The sequence below is a fragment of the Janibacter sp. UYMM211 genome, from assembly GCF_040547045.1.
In the GTDB taxonomy this organism is placed as follows: domain Bacteria; phylum Actinomycetota; class Actinomycetes; order Actinomycetales; family Dermatophilaceae; genus Marihabitans; species Marihabitans melonis.
This window is the reverse complement of the sequence record NZ_JBEPOY010000004.1, coordinates 1-15,097: the sequence shown is the minus strand read 5'-3', so window position 1 is coordinate 15,097 and position 15,097 is coordinate 1. Positions and strand designations below refer to the sequence as shown.

Below are 15,097 nucleotides of genomic sequence, written 5' to 3'. Positions count from 1 at the left end.
CTCCCCCTTCGACCGACAGGACCCACCCATGACCTCACGACAGCTCCACCTCAACGCCTTCCTCATGCCCAACGGGCACCACGAGGCCGCATGGCGCCACCCCTCCACCCGGCCCGAGCAGGCGCTCACCCTGCAGCACTACGTCGACATCGCCCGCACCGCTGAGCGGGGTCTGCTCGACTCGGTCTTCCTCGCCGACAACGTCGCGCTCTCCGGTGCCGTGCGGCACAGCTCGCACAACACCTTCGAGCCGCTGACTCTGCTCTCCGCGTTCGCGGCGTCGACCGAGCACGTCGGGCTCATCGCGACGGCCTCGACGACGTACAACCACCCGTACAGCCTGGCCCGCGCCTTCGCCTCGCTCGACCACCTCAGCGGTGGGCGGGCCGGGTGGAACATCGTCACCTCGGCGGGGCGCGACGAGGCCCGCAACTTCGGCCTGGCCGACCGCCCGGACCACGCACGTCGCTACGAGCGGGCCACCGAGTTCGTCGAGCTGGCGACGGCCCTGTGGGACAGCGTCGACGACGGCGCGATCGTCACCGACCGGTCCGCCGGCATATACGCGGACACCGACCGGATCGCGCCGGTCGAGCACGAGGGCGAGTTCTACAGCGTCCAGGGCCCGCTCAACGTGCCCCGACCGGTGCAGGGCTACCCGCTGCTCGTCCAGGCGGGGTCCTCCGAGGACGGCAAGGAGTACGCCGCACGCTTCGCCGAGGCGGTCTTCACCGCGCAGCAGACCCTCGCCGACGGGCGGGCCTTCTACGCCGACCTCAAGGCGCGGCTCGCCCGGTACGGCCGTGGACCCGACGAGCTGCTCGTGCTGCCAGGCATCAGCCCGGTCATCGGCTCGACCCGGGCCGAGGCCCGTGCCCTCGAGGCCGAGCTCGCCGAGCTCGTCGTCCCGGCATACGGGCTGGCCCAGCTGAGCGCGATGCTCGACGTCGAGCTCACCGATGCCGACCTGGACCACCGGCTGCCCGACGTCGACCACGTCACCGAGGGCAACCGCAGCCGCTTCGAGCTCGTCACCCAGCTCGCCCGCCGCGAGGACCTCACCGTGCGCGAGCTCATCACCCGCCTCGCCGGCGGCCGCGGGCACCGTGTCCTCGCGGGCACGCCCGACGAGATCGCCGACGACCTCGAGCGGTGGTTCACCCAGGGCGCGGCGGACGGCTTCAACGTCATGCCGGCGACCCTGCCCGGCGGGCTCGAGGTCTTCGTCGACACCGTCGTCCCCGAGCTGCAGCGCCGGGGCCTCTTCCGCACCGAGTACACCGGCGCCACCCTGCGCGAGCACTACGGCCTGGCCCGTCCCGCGGGCCGCGCCGCCCGGACCGCACCCCGCACGACCACCCTCACCGAGAAGGAGCACGCAGCATGAGCACCATCGCGACCGACCGAGACGTCCGCAAGATCACCGGCCGCATCGGCGCCGAGATCACCGGCGTCGACATCACCGGACCCCTCGACGAGGAGACCGTCGGCTTCCTGCGCGCCGCGCTCGCCGAGCACAAGGCGCTCGTCTTCCGCGGGGCGCCGCTCGACGACGAGGGCCAGGAGCGCTTCGCGGCGCACTTCGGCGAGCTGACGACGGCCCACCCGACGGTGCGCTCCGTCGAGGGCGCGCCACGGGTGCTGCCCGTCGACGTCGACGGCGGTGTCGCCAACCACTGGCACACCGACGTCACCTTCGTGCTCACCCCGCCCAGGGCGACGACTCTCGCGAGCAAGGTCGTCCCCCCGCACGGCGGTGAGACCCTCATCGCGAACACCGGGGCGGCCTACCGCGACCTGCCCGAGCCCCTTCGCCGGCTCGCCGACGGGCTGCGCGCGGTGCACACGAACGCCTACGACTACGCGACCCCTCCGGAGCAGCAGGACGACAAGGACGCCGAGCGACGCGCGCAGTTCGAGTCGATCTCCTTCGAGACCGAGCACCCCGTCGTGCGCGTCCACCCCGACACGGGCGAGCGCGGGCTCTACCTCGGCGGCTTCGTCCGGCGCTTCGTCGGTCTGACGACCACGGAGAGCCGTGACGTCCTGCGCCTGCTCCAGGCCTACGTCACCCGCCCGGAGAACGTCGTGCGCGTCGCGTGGGAGCCCGACCAGGTCGTCGTCTTCGACAACCGGATCACCCAGCACTACGCACCCGACAACTTCGACGGTCTGCCCCGTCGACTCCACCGGGTCACGGTCGCCGGCGACGTGCCGGTCGGCGTCGACGGCTCGACCAGCCGGGCACTGGTCGGCGACGCGTCGCACTACGTGCCGCAGCACTGAGGGCACGCCGCCGAGAGGGCGGGCGAGGAGCCGGGGCCGACCAGGGACCCGGCTCCTCGTGCGCGGCGAAGGGGGGTCAGCCGGTGACGAGCGCGGCGCCGGCGCGCCGGGGGTCCCCGGCGGCCTCGAGCGCGCCGTCCTCGCGGCGGTAGGCGGCGCCCACCCCGCCGAAGTACATCGAGCGCGGGCCGTGGTCGTGACCGGGCAGACCGCTCGCGGCGATCGCGGCCTCGATGCCCGGGTCGCTCTCGTGGTCGACGACGACCGTGCCGCCGAGCGCCCCGCCGACCTGCACGTGCACGCGGGGGGCGTCGACGGCCTGCTGCAGCGGCGCCTCGTGCAGGCAGCCCTGGCCGAGCACCTGCATGAGCGCGGTCGTGATCCGGTCGGCGCCGGGCGACCCGATGGCGAGCACCCGGCCGTCGGGGGTCCGGCCGACCGTCGGCGCCATGTTCGAGGCGAGCGGGGCGCCCGGGGGCAGGGCGTGCACCCCGAGGCGGTTGAGCTCGAGCTCGCCCAGCGAGTTGTTGAGCTGCAGGCCGGTGCCGGGCACGACCGCCCCCGAGCCGTAGCCCGACGAGGCGGTGAAGGCGCAGGCGTTGCCCTCCGCGTCGACGACCGAGACGTGCGCGGTGCTCGGCGAGGTCGGCAGCCCGGCCAGGCCGTACCGCTGGGCGGCCTCGAGGGCCCGCCACCCCGCCTCCTCGAGGTCGGGGCTCACGTCGTGATGCCCGACGCGGTAGCCGAGGACCCGGCGCTGGATGTCGATGATGTCCGACCAGTCCGCCCGCGCGCGCCGCGTGAGCGCGCCGAGCATGAGCGCCAGCATCGGCCCGCCGACCGAGGGCGGCGGGTTCGTCGCGAGGTCCCACGCGCCGACGTCGAGGCGAAGGGGGTCGCGCACATGGGCCGCGAAGCGCTCGAGGTCCTGCGTCGAGACGAGACCACCATGGGCGTCCATGTCGGCGACCATCCGCCGGCCGATCTCCCCGGTGTAGACGTCCCGCCAGCCGACCCGTGCGATGTGCTCGTAGGTCTGCGCGAGCGGCTCGTCGCGGATGAGCTCGCCCGCCTCGACGACCCGGCCCCCGGGCACGAGCAGGGCGGCGCTGTCCTCACACCACCCGTAGATGTCGTGCCCGACGAGCGCGAGGTAGGTCGCGGCGGCCGGACCGAGCCGGTAGCCCTCGCGCGCCTGCGCGATCGCGGGGGCCAGCACCTCGGACCAGTCGACGCGCCCGTGCCGCTCGTGAGCGGTGCCCATGCCCGACCACGCCCCGGGCACGGCGACCGAGCCGTGGCCGGCCATGAGCGTCACGCCCCCGCCGTACGTCGAGGTCACCTCGTGCAGGCCTCCGCCGAAGGCGGACCGCGGCCGGCCCCTGCCCGCCATGACGACGTTGCCGTCGATGACCTCCGGCTCCTGGCCGGCCGTCCACACGGTGATGAAGGCACTGCCCATCGAGCTGACGAGGCCCGGCTCGTTCGTCATCGCCGTGAGCATCGCGGCGAGCGCGATGTCGACGGCGTTCCCCCCGGCGTGCGCGACCGCTCGTCCGGCGTGCGCCGCGGCCAGGTTGGGGGCCGCGATGGCGGCGGGGACGGTCATGACGCTCATCGTAGGAGGACGCGCGAAGGGGGAGACCCACGGCGAGCCGTGGTCTCCCCCGTCGCGGCCGCGGGTCAGCGGGTCGTCAGGCGCACCCGGAAGTCGGAGCGGTCCCCGTCGCTGCTGGCGCTCATGCCGAAGGCCTTGAGGCCGCCGAGGTTGCGCTTGGACTCGTCGTCCATGTCCTGGCCGTACTGGGCGACGACCTGCTCGATGTCGACGTAGGCGACGGCGTTGGCGCCGTCGGCGTCGGGCACCGCGTCCTTGAAGGCGTCGGAGTCCCCGAGGCCGGAGCCGGTAGCCACGTGCGTGGCGTACCCGCCCTCGGTCGCCAGGACGTACGTGCCGTCGCTGCCGTCCTTGGTGACGAGCGGCAGCGGAGAGCCGGTCTGGCCGCTGAGCGTCGAGACGAGCGTGTCCGCCTTCGCCTTCTCGCCGTTGCTGCGCAGCGCGATCTTCGGCACGCCGTCCGCGGCCGGTCCACCCATGACGACCGAGGTGTCGTCACCGAGGAGCGCGGCGAGGTCGTCCGGCAGGGACAGCCCGGTGGCGGTGCGGGCCTCGTCCAGCCCCGACTGCCACTGGTCGTCGCCGACGACCCCCTTCGCCTGCTTCTCGAGGTCGCCCCACATCGTCTTCACGGCCGGGCCCAGACCGCGCACGCTCAGCACACCGGTCGCGTCCGAGGGCAGCGAGTCGACGGAGACGTCGTCGTCGGAGAGCATCCCGGCCTGCTGGCCCGAGGCCGTGCCGGCGAGCTCGAGGGTGGGCCCGTCGAAGCGCAGCGCCATGGCGACGCGGCCCGAGGACTGGCCGGTCGAGCCGCCGCCCATCATCGCCGCGCCGGCGATCTTCGAGGCGGCGTCGCCGTCGACCCAGGCGGTCATCAGACCGTCCTCGCCGAGGGCCTTCATGTCGTCGGAGAAGTTCGCGGAGTCGGCCAGGCTGCCCGAGGCGGCGTCGTTCACGGCCTTGTCGACGACGGCCTGGTCCTGGCCGCAGATGGCGAAGGCGTCGCCGACGCTGCAGTACCCGCCCTCGGCGCCGGTGGCCTTGGCCAGACCCGCCTTGGCCTTGTCGGTGTCGGTGACCGCGAGGGCGACGACCCCCGTGGGCTCCTCGCCCTCGCCACCGGCGAGCATCGCCACGCCGAAGCGGTCGCCGAGCCAGGGCTCGACGTCGGAGTCGTAGCTCAGGCCCTCGAGGCCGCCCTCCTTCTGGATGCCCTCGAAGATCACCTTGCGCAGGTCGGCGTCATCGGCCGGGTCGCCCACGGCGTCCTTGGCGTCGGGGAACTTGCGCAGGAAGCGGTAGGCGTCGATCTTCTGGTCCGCGCTGGGGTCGAGGTCGACCTTGGCGAAGGCGACGGCGTCGCCGGGCAGCGCCTCCTCGGGCTGGGGGCCCGAGCCGTTGACCTTCGAGTACGCGAAGACCGCTCCCCCACCGAGCAGGCCGAGCCCGAGCACGCCGGCCGCGCCGAAGGCGGCGATCTTCGCGCCGCGCCCAGTGCGGCGCGGGGGCACCGGCGGCTGGCCGTAACCGGGGCTGTACGCCGGGCCGGCGGGGTGGCCCTGGTAGCCCTGCGGGGCGGGCGGGCCGTAGCCCTGGGGCGGGGGCGGGCCGAAGCCGCCACCGGCGGGCCCCCCGTGACCGGGGGGCGGGGCGGGCTGACCGTTGGGCGGGTACGACATCGGGAGACCCCCTGCTAGACGAGTGCGTTGCCGCCCAGGGTAGGTCGCGACGCGACCGCGCCGGTATGGGGAGGAGTACCCAGACGACGAAGGGCCGACCACCGTGGTGGTCGGCCCTTCGAGGGGTGCTGCTGGGTCGTGCTCAGCCGGCGACGACGTCGAGCGTGACGGTCGCCTGGACCTCCGGGTGCAGACGCACGAGCGCCTGCGCCGGACCGACGGCCTTGATCGGCGTCGGGATCTCGATCGTGCGACGGTCGATGGACGGGCCACCGCCGTCGGCGACGGCCTGCGCGACCTCGGTGCTCGTGATGGCGCCGAAGAGGCGGCCACCGGTACCGGCGTGCGCGGTGACGGTCACCGGGTTGGCCTCGAGGTTGCCCTTGATCGACTGGGCCTCCTCGAGCGACTTCACGGCGCGGGCGGCGCGACCGGCCGCGATCGCGTCGACCTGCTTCTGCGCGCCCTTGGTCCACTGGGTGGCCAGACCGCGACGGAAGAGGAAGTTGCGGGCGTAGCCCGGCTTGACGTCGACGACGTCACCAGCGGTACCGAGGTTGCTGACCTCGTGGGTGAGGATCACCTTCATGTCGTTCTCCTTCGAAGTTCTCGTGCAGCCGGCTCAGCGCGAGCTGGACGAGTAGGGCAGCAGAGCCATCTCGCGGGCGTTCTTGACCGCCTTGGCGATGAGGCGCTGCTCCTGGACGGAGACGCCGGTGACCCGACGCGCACGGATCTTGCCGCGGTCGGAGATGAACTTGCGCAGCAGCGCAGCGTCCTTGTAGTCGATGTTCTCGACCTTCGCCGCCTTCAGCGGGTTGGCCTTCTTCTTGGGCTTGCGCACAACGGGCTTGGCCATCGTGGTGCTCTCCTTCTAGCTGAGGTGAGCCCGAGGGTGATCCTCGGGATGGGGTGTTTCAGTGGGTGTGGACGCGACCGGTCAGAAGGGGGGCTCGTCGTAGCTGGGGGCGTTGCCCCAGCCACCGCCGCCGCCCTGGCCGCCGCTCGGGGCAGCGCCCTGGGAGCCGCCCTGGCCGCCGAAGCCGCCCTGGTTGCCCCCCTGACCGCCCTGACCGGACTGCTGGCCGCCGGTGGCCCAGGGGTCCTCGGACTGGCCGCCGAAGCCGCCGCCCTGGCCACCCTGAGCGCCGCCGCCCTGCTGGCCGCCGCCCCAGGAGCCGCCGCCACCGCCGCCGCCGCGCTGGGTCTTGGTGACCTTGGCGGTGGCGTAGCGCAGCGAGGGGCCGACCTCGTCGACCTGCATCTCCATGACGGAGCGCTTCTGGCCGCTCTCCTTGTCCTCCCACGAGCGGGAGACCAGGCGGCCCTGGACGACGACGCGGGACCCGCGGGTCAGCGACTCCGCGACGTTCTCGGCGGCCTCACGCCACACCGAGCACCGCATGAAGAGGGTCTCCCCGTCCTTCCACTCGTTGCTCTGGCGGTCGAACTGCCGCGGCGTGCTCGCCACGGTGAAGTTCGCGACGGCCGCACCGCTGGGCGTGAAGCGCAGCTCGGGGTCGCCGGTGAGGTTGCCGATGATCGTGATGACGGTGTCGCCTGCCATGCCTGTCCCTTGTCCCTGGTGGTGATCGTGTCCGATGAGCGTGCCGGTTCGCACCGACAGCGCTGGTGAGAGTCGGGGCTCAGGCCTCGACGCGCATGAGCTTGGTCCGCAGGACCTGCTCGTTCAGACCGAGCTGGCGGTCGAGCTCCTTGCTCGTGGCCGGCTCGCAGGTGAAGGTCGCGACGGCGTAGAGGCCCTCGGACTTCTTCTCGATCTCGTACGCCAGGCGGCGACGGCCCCAGGCGTCGACGTTGTCGACGGTGCCGCCGTCCTTGGTGACGACGGTGAGGAACTTCTCGAGCGTGGGCGTGACGGCCCGCTCGTCGAGCTCCGGGTCGAGGATGATCATGAGTTCGTACTGACGCATGCTGATAACCCGCCTCCTTCGGTCTTGACGGTCACGGTCTCTCCGTGACAGGAGGGTTGCTGCGTACCCGCGTGCGGGCGCGACGAGACGTCGAGATCGCACGAGGGACACCCCAGGGTAGCCCGAAGGGGGATCCGCCCCGAAATCATCGGGCCGGGTGCGGCTCCGGCACGGCGCGGGGCGGGGCCGGCTGACCCGGGGGCGGCCCGTGCCGCTCGCCGCGGGTGTCGTTCGGGGTGTACCAGACCGACCACATGAGGAAGCCCCAGGTGAGGGCTCGACCGAGGGTGATGACGACGTACCAGGCGGCGGGCAACCCCTTCGCCGCGTCGGACAGCCCGCCGATGTAGAGCCACAGCGCGCTCGCGTGGACCACCTCGACGGCGACGAGCCCGAGGTGCGTGCGCCACGAGACGCCCGCGAGGATCGCCAGCGGCACGACCCACAGGGCCGCCTGGACAGGCGTCGCGCGGGAGGTGATGGCGACGACCGGCACGACGAAGGCGCTCAGCTGGGCCCATGTCGGGGTGCGCCAGGCCGCGCTGAGGAACCACAGGCCGAGCGCGAGGGCCGCGAGCCAGCCGAGGGCCACGAGCGCGAGGACGGACCACACGGGCAGCGGGTGCCCGAGCAGAGCCGGCACGTGCCACGGCGACCCGTAGCCGGACCCGTTGCCGGTGAGCACCTCGAGCGGGCGACGCCACACGCCCGGCGCGAGCAGCGCGCTGGCGAGCCCGAGGACGAGCACGACCACCGCGGCCGGGACGAGCGCGCGACGCAGCTCGGCGCGTCGCTGCTGGGCGAGCGCCGTGCCCACGAGCGCGAGCAGCACCGCGAGGACGTAGCCGTGCGCGAGGAGCGCGACGCCGAGGAGGACCCCGGTGGCACGCTGTCGGTCGTGCTCCCAGGCCCACATCGCCCACAGGACGAGGGCGACGGCGAGCAGGTCGGGGCTGAGGAAGGCGGCGACGACGTAGACCGGGCTGAGGGCGAGCTGGGTCGCGAGGTCGAGGCGGTGCGGGCGGGTCAGCCCCACCGCGACGACGCACGACATCGCGAGGACGGCGACGAGCACCGCCCACAGCGCGAAGTACCACCGGGTCTGCGCGAGCCACGAGCCGTCGGGCACGAGGGTCGCGACCGCCGACATGGCGCCGGAGAGCACCGGGAGCGGCTCGAGCGGCACGTCACCGCGCACCCACGCGCCGACGCCGCGGTCGAGGCCCGCGATCTGGTACTGCGCGGGCAGGTCGGAGAAGCATCCGCGCCAGAACTGCTCGTCACCGGACCACCCCTTCGCCACGCAGTGCCCCTGCCGGGCCACGCCGAGGACGAGCGGGATCGCCGTCATCGCCGTGACGAGCGAGAGCAGCTGGGCCAGCGACGAGGCGCGCTCGCTCGCACGCCGCCCGAGGGGCCCACCGATGATCGCGCTCACCGGGGCGGGCAGGAGGTCCTGCCGCACGTCAGTCCTGGGTGCCGCTCGTCGTGGACGCCCCGGCGGTCGGCGGGGTCACCGGCAGCGAGGGCGGCGACGGGGGTGGCGTCGTCGACGGCGGCGGGGTCGAGGTCGGCGGCGGCGTCGAGGTCGGCGGCGGCGTCGAGGTGGACGGCGGCGACGTCGTCGACGTCGAGGAGGTGCTGCTCGACGTGCTCGACGTGGTGCTGCTCGAGGTCGAGCTCGACGTGCTGCTCTCCGTCGTCGTGCTCGACGAGGTGGTCGTGCTCGGCGGCTGGGTCGTCGTCGGCGCCGGCGGCTGGGTCGTCGTCGGGGCCGGCGGCTGGGTCGAGGTCGTCACGCCCGGCTGGGGCCGGTACTGGACGTTGCCCGCCGGGGGCAGCTGCTTGACCGGCTCGCCCTTGAGCGCGCCGATCATGAAGTCGGTCCAGATGGTCGCAGGCAGGGTGCCGCCGGTGACCTCGGAGTACTGGCCGATGTTCACGAGCTGGTTCTTCTCGACGAGGCTGCCGTCACCCTTGTAGATGCCGACGGCGGTCGCGAGCTGACCGGGGGTGAAGCCGTTGAACCACGCCGCGTAGTTGTTCGACGTCGTGCCCGTCTTGCCGGCGACCGGACGACCGAGGTTGGCCACCGTCGGGTACCCGGTGCCGCCGGGGGCGCCGACCTGGCTCATCGCCTGGATCGCGTCCCGGCTGACGTCCTGGGGGAAGGCCTTGCGGACGTCCTTCTTGACCTCGTAGTCGATCTCGTAGGCGCCGTTGCCCTTGACGGAGGCGATGAAGTACGGGCGAGCACGGTTGCCCTGCGCCGCGATCGTCGCGTACGCGTTCGCCATGTCGAAGACGCGGACCGAGTCGGTGCCGAAGACGTTCGACGGCGAGGTCGACAGCGGGATCTTCTTGCCCCCGTCGTACCCCTGCACACCGGCCGCCTTGGCCGCGGCGGCGCTGCTCTTCGGCGTCGCCGCGAGGTTGAGCTGCGCGTAGTAGGTGTTGATCGACTTCTGCGTCGCGGTGCGCATGTCGACCGGGCCGTAGCTCGCGTTGCCGTAGTTGACGACGCCGCCCGCGCGCTGGATGTCCGTCGCGTCCGGCCCGTCGTAGGCGAAGTCCTCGCTGTAGAAGGGGCTCGAGCCCGAGTAGACGGTCGACAGCGGGATGCCCTTGTCGAGCGCGGCGAGCATCGTGAAGGGCTTCATCGTCGAGCCGGCCTGCATCTTGCCGTCGAGCGCGTCGTTGAAGTAGCTGCCCTTGCCGAAGCGCTCGCCGCCGTACATCGCGCGCACGGCGCCGTCGCCGGGGGCGATGGAGACCAGGCCGATGTGGAGGTTCTTCGCGCGGTCGCCCTCGGGGTAGTTCTCCTCGACCGCCCGTCGCGCCGAGTCCTGCGCGCGCTTGTCGATCGTCGTGACGATCTTGAAGCCGCCCTGGGAGATCTGCGCGTCGGTGAGCTTGAGGCGGGTGCGCAGCTCGTCGCGCACCTCCTCCGTGACGAAGCCGAGGTCGTCGCTGGCACCCTGCTCGGTCGCGATGGGCCGGGTCCAGGGGAAGGTCGCGTCGTCGCGCTCCTCCTGGGTGATCCAGCCCTCGTCGAGCATCCCGTCGAGCACGTAGGCCCAGCGGTCCTTGGCCACCTCGCGCTGCTCGGCGCCCAGGCGCGGGTCGTAGAGGGAGGGACCGCGGATGACGGTCGCGAGGAGCGCGCCCTGGGAGACGTCGAGCGTGCTGATGTCCTTGCCGAAGTAGGCCCGGGCGGCGGTCTGGATGCCGTCGGCGTTGCGGCCGAAGTAGATGGTGTTGAGGTAGTCCTGGAGGATCTGGTCCTTGCTCAGCTCGTTGTCGATCTTGACGGAGATGAGCAGCTCCTTGGCCTTGCGGCTGAGCGTGCGGTCCTGCGTGAGGTAGTAGTTCTTCACGTACTGCTGGGTGATCGTCGACCCACCCTGCTGCTCGCCGCCGCGCAGGGTGACCCACACGGCGCGGCCGATGCCCTTGGGCGAGATGCCGTCGTTCTCGTAGAAGGAGCGGTCCTCCGCCGCGAGGAAGGCCTCCTGGACGTCGCGGGGCACCTTCGAGATGTCCACCGACTCGCGGTTGACCTGCGCGACGCGGTCGAGCACGGTCTTGCCGTCCGAGTAGTACAGGACCGAGGCCTGCTGGGTCGCGCGCTCGTTGGGCTTGGGCACGTCGGTCATCGCGTAGGCGATGCCGATGCCGACGACCCCGAGCAGGGCGAGGGCGAGGACCCCGAGGCCGATCTTGCGCAGCCAGCCCCCACGGCGACGACGGCGGCCGTCGGGGCGACGGCGGGACCGTCCGGAGCGCGAGCGGGTGGCCTGGGCCTCGGCTCGGGAGCGGGGGGTCTGCGGCATCTGGTCTTCCTGGGTGGTGAGGGTGTTCGGGCGCACGTCAGCGGCACGCCGGGCATCGCAAGTATGACGGCTGACCCTGGGACCGGGCTCAGCAAGAGCCCGCTGCCGGGCTGGGCGCTACCAGTCGACCCGACCGGTCGTGGCGACGAGGACGCCCTCGTCGTCGAGCACGGCGACCTCGACCTGGGGTATCGCGGTGCTCGCGTAGCACCCGGTCGCCGTCGTCGTCGGCTCCGGGCCGAGGGTGGTCGTCAGCTCGCCGAGCGGTGTCCCCGCCGGCGTGCTCCACCCCGTGCAGCGCAACGTGTAGACCCCGGTCGGTAGGTCCTGGGTCGTCGCGAGGAGCTCGGGGCAGGTGTGCACGGGGCCGCACAGCACGGGCGACCCGCCCGTGCTCGCGACGACGGTGACGACCGGGGTCACCGGGTCCTCGACGGTCGTGGAGGTCGGCGAAGGGGACGGCGGAGGGTCGGAGGTGGGCGGTGGCGGCTCCCACGTCGTCGGCGGGGTGTCGACGGGCGGCGAGGTGCGGAAGACCGGCGGGTCGTCGGGGGTACGGGGGTGGGCGACGACCGGCGGGCGGGTCGAGCTCGGCCCGCTCCCGCCCAAGCTCGTCGAGGACGAGGTGGGCGGGGTCGCCGTCAGGTCCTGCGGGCTGCTGCTCGGCGCGGGGACGGCGGGCGCCGGGCGAGGCTGCGGCGCACCGGTACCGGTGGGCGTGCCCGGGTCCAGGGTGAGCGAGGCGGAGGGCACCCGCGCCGTCGTCGGCGACGAGGTGATCGAGGTGTCACGCGTCGAGGTCGGGGCGGGGATCGCCTGGGTCGGGGGACCGGGGGCGGGCGAGGTGCCCGCGGCGTCGAGGGCCCCGATGACGATGACGGCGGCGGCGGCCGCCCCGGCGAGGCCGGCCCCGGCGAGCAGGGCCCGGGAGCGCCAGACCTCGGCCCGCGTCGGCCGGGCCGCCGGCAGGCCCTCGACCCACCGCCCCGGCTCGAAGTCGACCTCCTCGGCCCGCCGGGCGAGGGTCGAGCGCAGCAGGGCGTCGAGCTCGTCGTCCGACCAGGTCATCGCGACACCCCCTTCGTGCGCAGGACGGCGAGCGCGCGGCTCGCGCTCGCACGCACGCTCGAGACGGCGATGCCGAGCGTCCGGGCGATCTCGTCGTCGGCGAGGTCCTCGAAGTAGCGCAGCACGAGGACCGTGCGCATGCGCGGGGGCAGGGTGGCCAGGAGGTGCCACAGCTCGTCGTGCTCGTCGACGGCGCTCGTCGGGTCGCTCGCCCGCCGGTCCAACGCCACGACGTCGGCCGGGTCGGTCGGGTGCTCGCCGTGCCACTTGCGGCGACGCCCGGAGATGTGGCGGTGGTTGAGCATCGTGCGGACGTAGGCGTAGGGGTGGTCGCTGGCCCGCACACGGTCCCACTTGCGGTGGACGTCGGAGAGGGTGTCCTGGAGGAGGTCCTCTGCGTCGGCGTGGCTGCCGGTGACGAGGTAGGCCAGGCGCAGGAGCTGCTCGCCCCGGGCGGCGACGAAGGCCTCGACGCTCGCGGTCTCGGCCCGCTCCTGGGGCACCACGCGATCGGTCGTCGCCGGCCGCAGGGGCACGACGGCGGCACGGGGGGTCGAGATCCCCGCCCTGCGTCGCACCGCCACTGCTGTCACATCCCTCTAGACGCCGACCGGGTCCTCTCCCGCTGCGTCGTTCACCCTGCTGCTCCTCCATCCTCCCCCGCCAGCCTCCTCCGCCCCGGGGACGAGGCCCCCGCCGCCGTGTCGCGACACCCCGGTCGCGCGTCGCCGACCTATCGAAGCGATATATCTGGGTTACAGTCCACGGGTGCCAGAGGCGAAGGGGGGACGGATGCGACGTCGAGCGCTGCTCGACTTCGCCGTCCTCGGGCTGCTCCACGAGTCCCCGATGCACGGCTACGAGCTGCGTCGTCGGCTCAACGCCGCGCTCGGGGCCTTCCGAGCGCTCTCCTTCGGCACGCTCTACCCCTGCCTCAAGGCCCTGCTGCAGGCCGGGCTCATCGTCGAGGATGCGCAGGTGGCACCGACGGGCAAGCGCCCCCGGATCACCTACGCCCTCACCGAGGCCGGCCGCGAGGAGTTCGCCCGGCAGGCGGCCCGGATCGACCCGGCCGCCTGGGAGGACGACGGCTTCGAGCTGCGCGTCGCCTTCTTCTCGCGCACGGACCGCGACACCCGGCTGCGCATCCTCGAGGGCCGGCGCAGCCGGCTCGAGGAGCGCCTCGACACGATGCGCTCGAGCGCCCAGCGCTCCCGCGACCGCATGGACTCGTGGACCGCGGCCCTGCAGCGTCACGCCGAGGACTCCACCGAGCGCGAGGTGCGATGGCTCACCGAGCTCATCGACGCCGAGCACCGTCCGGGCCCACCGGCCTGACCCTCGTCCCCCTTCGACCACCATCACCACAACCGAGGAGCACCACATGAGTTCCATCCGCGTCGCGATCGTCGGCGTCGGCAACTGCGCCAGCTCGCTGGTCCAGGGTGTCGAGTACTACAAGGACGCGCCCGCGGACGGTCACGTCCCCGGCCTCATGCACGTCCAGTTCGGCGAGTACCACGTGAGCGACGTCGAGTTCGTCGCTGCCTTCGACGTCGACGACAAGAAGGTCGGCAAGGACCTCGCCGAGGCGATCGGCGCCAGCGAGAACAACACCATCAAGATCGCCGACGTCCCCACGAGCGGTGTCGAGGTCCAGCGCGGCCACACCCTCGACGGCATCGGCAAGTACTACGCGATGACGATCGACGAGTCGCCGGCCGAGCCCGTCGACGTCGTCCAGGTCCTCAAGGACCGCGAGGTCGACGTGCTCGTCTCCTACCTGCCGGTGGGCTCGGAGCAGGCCGACAAGTTCTACGCGCAGTGCGCCATCGACGCGGGCGTCGCCTTCGTCAACGCCCTGCCGGTCTTCATCGCCTCCGACCCGGAGTGGTCGGCGAAGTTCGAGGCCGCGGGCGTGCCGGTCATCGGCGACGACATCAAGAGCCAGGTCGGCGCGACGATCACGCACCGCGTCATGGCCAAGCTCTTCGAGCAGCGCGGTGTCGTCCTCGACCGCACCTACCAGCTCAACGTCGGCGGCAACATGGACTTCAAGAACATGCTCGAGCGCGAGCGCCTGGAGTCCAAGAAGGTCTCCAAGACCCAGGCCGTGACGAGCAACCTCGAGGGCCCGCTCGCCGGCAAGATCGACGACAAGAACGTCCACATCGGCCCGTCGGACTACGTCGCGTGGCTCGACGACCGCAAGTGGGCCTACGTGCGCCTCGAGGGTCGCGCCTTCGGCGACGTCCCGCTCAACCTGGAGTACAAGCTCGAGGTGTGGGACTCCCCCAACAGCGCCGGCATCATCATCGACGCGATCCGCGCGGCGAAGATCGCCAAGGACCGCGGCATCGGCGGTGCCCTGCTCTCCGCGAGCTCCTACCTCATGAAGTCCCCGCCCGAGCAGCGCGAGGACACCGAGGGCCGCGTGAAGCTCGAGGCCTTCATCGCGGGCACCGAGGAGCGCTGAGAGACGAGCGGTGGAGGGTGGTCGGCGACGAAGGAGCCGCCCGCCCGGAGGAGCGAGGACTCAGCGCTCCTCAGATGGCAGGAGCGCTGAGAGAGGACTCCGCGCATGACGAAGGGGTGGTGGCCACTGGCCACCACCCCTTCGCGCCGTCCCGAACCAGGGAGCTCAGCGACCCTTGGACGCCTCGTCCTGCTGCGTGG

General features: G+C 72.6%; 14 protein-coding genes. 4 read left to right on the top strand and 10 right to left on the bottom strand.

Features of this window, described 5'->3' with window-relative positions:
- The first annotated feature begins 28 nt into the window (after positions 1–28).
- Positions 29–1,387, top strand: a complete 1,359-nt coding sequence (locus ABIB53_RS11230) for an LLM class flavin-dependent oxidoreductase (RefSeq protein ID WP_354588209.1) — start codon at positions 29–31, stop codon at positions 1,385–1,387.
- On the top strand, positions 1,384–2,286 hold the full coding sequence (locus tag ABIB53_RS11225) for a TauD/TfdA dioxygenase family protein (protein WP_354588208.1): 903 nt from the start codon (positions 1,384–1,386) through the stop codon (positions 2,284–2,286). Before ABIB53_RS11230 ends, ABIB53_RS11225 begins: the two co-directional genes overlap by 4 nt.
- 76 nt (positions 2,287–2,362) lie before the next feature.
- On the opposite strand, the gene ABIB53_RS11220 is transcribed toward ABIB53_RS11225, so the two are convergent.
- The 10 genes from ABIB53_RS11220 to ABIB53_RS11175 form a co-directional block, all read right to left on the bottom strand.
- Positions 2,363–3,895 (bottom strand): gamma-glutamyltransferase, encoded by a 1,533-nt coding sequence (locus ABIB53_RS11220; RefSeq protein WP_354588207.1) that lies wholly within the window; start codon positions 3,893–3,895, stop codon positions 2,363–2,365.
- A gap of 74 nt (positions 3,896–3,969) precedes the next feature.
- Entirely contained in the window at positions 3,970–5,586 is a 1,617-nt protein-coding gene (locus ABIB53_RS11215) for a hypothetical protein (protein WP_354588206.1), read from the bottom strand.
- Between the two features lie 142 nt (positions 5,587–5,728).
- Positions 5,729–6,175, bottom strand: coding sequence for a 50S ribosomal protein L9 (rplI, locus tag ABIB53_RS11210; protein WP_123093497.1), 447 nt, complete (start codon positions 6,173–6,175; stop codon positions 5,729–5,731).
- Positions 6,176–6,208: 33 nt separating this feature from the next.
- A complete protein-coding gene (rpsR, locus tag ABIB53_RS11205) occupies positions 6,209–6,445 on the bottom strand; it encodes a 30S ribosomal protein S18 (protein WP_068270764.1) in 237 nt (78 codons plus the stop codon).
- Between the two features lie 81 nt (positions 6,446–6,526).
- A complete protein-coding gene (locus ABIB53_RS11200) occupies positions 6,527–7,153 on the bottom strand; it encodes a single-stranded DNA-binding protein (RefSeq protein WP_123093498.1) in 627 nt (208 codons plus the stop codon).
- 79 nt (positions 7,154–7,232) lie between these two features.
- A complete protein-coding gene (gene rpsF / locus ABIB53_RS11195) occupies positions 7,233–7,520 on the bottom strand; it encodes a 30S ribosomal protein S6 (RefSeq protein ID WP_068270775.1) in 288 nt (95 codons plus the stop codon).
- 145 nt (positions 7,521–7,665) lie between these two features.
- Positions 7,666–8,985 carry a glycosyltransferase family protein gene (locus ABIB53_RS11190; RefSeq protein ID WP_354588205.1) on the bottom strand — a complete coding sequence of 440 codons (1,320 nt, stop codon included), beginning with the start codon at positions 8,983–8,985 and terminating at the stop codon, positions 7,666–7,668.
- Between the two features lies 1 nt (position 8,986).
- Positions 8,987–11,353 carry a transglycosylase domain-containing protein gene (locus tag ABIB53_RS11185; RefSeq protein WP_354588204.1) on the bottom strand — a complete coding sequence of 789 codons (2,367 nt, stop codon included), beginning with the start codon at positions 11,351–11,353 and terminating at the stop codon, positions 8,987–8,989.
- 117 nt (positions 11,354–11,470) lie between these two features.
- On the bottom strand, positions 11,471–12,421 hold the full coding sequence (locus ABIB53_RS11180; RefSeq protein ID WP_354588203.1) for a hypothetical protein: 951 nt from the start codon (positions 12,419–12,421) through the stop codon (positions 11,471–11,473).
- Positions 12,418–12,999 carry a SigE family RNA polymerase sigma factor gene (locus tag ABIB53_RS11175; protein ID WP_201468111.1) on the bottom strand — a complete coding sequence of 194 codons (582 nt, stop codon included), beginning with the start codon at positions 12,997–12,999 and terminating at the stop codon, positions 12,418–12,420. Before ABIB53_RS11175 ends, ABIB53_RS11180 begins: the two co-directional genes overlap by 4 nt.
- Before the next feature lie 214 nt (positions 13,000–13,213).
- Here ABIB53_RS11175 and ABIB53_RS11170 point away from each other — a divergent pair, with 214 nt between their 5' ends.
- A complete protein-coding gene (locus ABIB53_RS11170) occupies positions 13,214–13,759 on the top strand; it encodes a PadR family transcriptional regulator (RefSeq protein WP_201468421.1) in 546 nt (181 codons plus the stop codon).
- A gap of 46 nt (positions 13,760–13,805) precedes the next feature.
- Positions 13,806–14,897, top strand: coding sequence for an inositol-3-phosphate synthase (locus ABIB53_RS11165; protein WP_201468112.1), 1,092 nt, complete (start codon positions 13,806–13,808; stop codon positions 14,895–14,897).
- Positions 14,898–15,097 lie beyond the last annotated feature (200 nt).

What these genes read in the sequence shown, in the direction of transcription:
- ABIB53_RS11230 (WP_354588209.1), top strand. Translation starts at nt 29, where the DNA reads ATGACCTCACGACAGCTCCACCTCAACGCCTTCCTCATGCCCAACGGG.
- ABIB53_RS11225 (WP_354588208.1), top strand. Translation starts at nt 1,384, where the DNA reads ATGAGCACCATCGCGACCGACCGAGACGTCCGCAAGATCACCGGCCGC.
- ABIB53_RS11220 (WP_354588207.1), bottom strand. Translation starts at nt 3,895, where the DNA reads ATGACCGTCCCCGCCGCCATCGCGGCCCCCAACCTGGCCGCGGCGCAC.
- ABIB53_RS11215 (WP_354588206.1), bottom strand. Translation starts at nt 5,586, where the DNA reads ATGTCGTACCCGCCCAACGGTCAGCCCGCCCCGCCCCCCGGTCACGGG.
- rplI (WP_123093497.1), bottom strand. Translation starts at nt 6,175, where the DNA reads ATGAAGGTGATCCTCACCCACGAGGTCAGCAACCTCGGTACCGCTGGT.
- rpsR (WP_068270764.1), bottom strand. Translation starts at nt 6,445, where the DNA reads ATGGCCAAGCCCGTTGTGCGCAAGCCCAAGAAGAAGGCCAACCCGCTG.
- ABIB53_RS11200 (WP_123093498.1), bottom strand. Translation starts at nt 7,153, where the DNA reads ATGGCAGGCGACACCGTCATCACGATCATCGGCAACCTCACCGGCGAC.
- rpsF (WP_068270775.1), bottom strand. Translation starts at nt 7,520, where the DNA reads ATGCGTCAGTACGAACTCATGATCATCCTCGACCCGGAGCTCGACGAG.
- ABIB53_RS11185 (WP_354588204.1), bottom strand. Translation starts at nt 11,353, where the DNA reads ATGCCGCAGACCCCCCGCTCCCGAGCCGAGGCCCAGGCCACCCGCTCG.
- ABIB53_RS11180 (WP_354588203.1), bottom strand. Translation starts at nt 12,421, where the DNA reads ATGACCTGGTCGGACGACGAGCTCGACGCCCTGCTGCGCTCGACCCTC.
- ABIB53_RS11170 (WP_201468421.1), top strand. Translation starts at nt 13,214, where the DNA reads ATGCGACGTCGAGCGCTGCTCGACTTCGCCGTCCTCGGGCTGCTCCAC.
- ABIB53_RS11165 (WP_201468112.1), top strand. Translation starts at nt 13,806, where the DNA reads ATGAGTTCCATCCGCGTCGCGATCGTCGGCGTCGGCAACTGCGCCAGC.